A 2,164-nucleotide genomic window follows, 5' to 3' on the forward strand; every position below is an offset into this window, starting at 1 on the left:
CCGTGAGCGAAGTTGATGACGTTGAGCAGGCCGAAGATGACCGCGAGGCCGAGCGACAGCATCGCGTAGAAGGACCCGTTCACGAGACCCAGCAAAAGCTGGCTCAACATTGCTTGCAGAGGAATGCCAAAGATTTCCATAGCACTTATCCATGGTCGGCCGGTATCCGGACGAAGGGAAAAACGGGCGCGCCGTACAGGCGCGCCCTAAGGAGATCACGCGCCGGGGAAAATGACGTACCCCGGCCCGCGACTGCTGGGGACGTTTACTTCCACAGAGAACACTTCGATTCGGCCTTGGTCGCGAAGGCCTGGTCGCCGGGAATGGTCTGCACGACCTTGTAGTAATCCCACGGATACTTGGACTCCGACGGCTTCTTCACTTCCATCAGGTACATGTCGTGCACCATGCGGCCGTCCGGACGGATCACGCCGTTCTTGGCGAAGAAGTCGTTGATCTTGGTCTTCTTCAACTGCGCCATGACCTTGTCGGCATCGTCGGTGCCGGTTGCCTTGACGGCATTCAGGTACTGCGTGGTGGCGGAGTAGTCGGCCGCCTGGAGCAGCGACGGCATCTTCTTCATCTTTTCGAAGTAGCGCTTGGACCACTTGCGGGTATCGTCGTTGAGGTCCCAGTACCAGCCGTCGGTCAGGTACATGCCCTGCGTCAGGTTCAGGCCGAGTGAATGCACGTCGTTGATGAACATCAGCAGGCCGGCCAGCTTCATCGACTTGTTGATGCCGAACTCGTTGGCTGCCTTGATCGAGTTGATCGTGTCGCCGCCCGCATTGGCCAGGCCGAGGATCTGCGCCTTGGACGATTGCGCCTGCAGCAGGAAGGACGAGAAGTCGGAAGCGGACAGGGGATGCTTCACGCTGCCCAGCAACTGGCCGCCGGCAGCTTTCACGACATCAGAGGTGTCTTTTTCCAGCGATGCGCCGAACGCATAGTCGGCGGTCAGGAAGTACCAGCTCTTGCCGCCCTGCTTCACGATCGCCGAGCCGGTGCCCTTGGCCAGCGCCACGGTGTCGTAGGCGTAGTGAACGGTGTAGGGCGTGCAGTCCTCGTTGCTCAGGCGAGCGGTGGCGCCGCCGATGGCCATGAAGACCTTCTTCTTTTCTGCTGCAACCTTCGCCATTGCCAGGTTGGTGCCCGAGTTGGTGCCGCCCACGAGCATGTCCAGGCCTTGCTGGTCGAACCATTCGCGCGCCTTGGACGCGGCGATGTCGGCCTTGTTCTGGTGATCGGCCACGAGGAACTCGACCTTCTTGCCGTTGATCGCGCCGCCGAGGTCGGCGATCGCCATCTTGATTGCCTCGGCGCCGCCGGCGCCGTCGATGTCGGCGTACACGCCAGACATGTCGGTGATCAGGCCGATCCGGATGACATCGCCGGAGACCTGTGCCGACGCGCTGGCGGAAATGCCGACTGCCAGCGTGGACGCGACGGCCAGGGTGATTGCCTTGATTTTCGAATTCATGTTACTTGTCTCCTTCGACTTGAATGGGTAATGAACGACTCAGACGCCGAGCAACTCATTGAGCACGGGCATCTTGGCTTCCAACTCCGATGCAGCAAAAGTCTCAACGATCTGACCGTGCTCCATCACGTAAAACCGATCCGCCAGCGGTGCGGCAAACCGGAAATTCTGTTCGACCATGACGATGGTGTAGCCCTTGGCCTTGAGCGTCGTGATCATGCGCGCCAGCGCTTGCACGATGACGGGCGCGAGGCCTTCGGAAATTTCATCGAGCAGCAACAGCTTGGCCCCAGTGCGCAGGATGCGTGCCACCGCCAGCATCTGCTGCTCGCCGCCGGACAGGCGCGTGCCCTGGCTGGACCTGCGCTCGGCGAGGTTGGGGAACATCTCGTAGATTTCCGCGACCGACATGCCCTTGTTGTTCTTCGATACCATCGGCGGCAGCATCAGGTTTTCTTCCGCCGACAGCGAGGAGAAGATGCCCCGCTCTTCCGGGCAGTAGCCGATGCCCAGGTGCGCCACCTTGTGCGTGGACATGCCGATCGACTCCACGCCATTGACCTTGATCGAGCCGCTGCGCGTGCCGGTCAGGCCCATGATCGCGCGCAGCGTCGTGGTGCGGCCGGCGCCGTTGCGGCCCAGCAGCGTCACCACTTCGCCGGGTTTCACTTCCAGGTTGACGTC

At 61.3% G+C, this 2,164-nt stretch carries 2 protein-coding genes and 1 pseudogene; all 3 read right to left on the minus strand.

The window, feature by feature from the left end:
- Positions 1 to 140: pseudogene (locus tag VFF99_RS18050) on the minus strand (branched-chain amino acid ABC transporter permease); the annotation flags it as partial.
- A gap of 125 nt (positions 141 to 265) precedes the next feature.
- Positions 266 to 1,480 (minus strand): ABC transporter substrate-binding protein, encoded by a 1,215-nt coding sequence (locus VFF99_RS18055; RefSeq protein ID WP_325020312.1) that lies wholly within the window; start codon positions 1,478 to 1,480, stop codon positions 266 to 268.
- 39 nt (positions 1,481 to 1,519) lie between these two features.
- Positions 1,520 to 2,164, minus strand: a 645-nt coding sequence (locus VFF99_RS18060; protein WP_325020313.1) for an ABC transporter ATP-binding protein, incomplete at its 5' end; no start/stop codon positions are given.

This window comes from Noviherbaspirillum sp. (assembly GCF_035654295.1).
GTDB lineage: Bacteria > Pseudomonadota > Gammaproteobacteria > Burkholderiales > Burkholderiaceae_D > Noviherbaspirillum.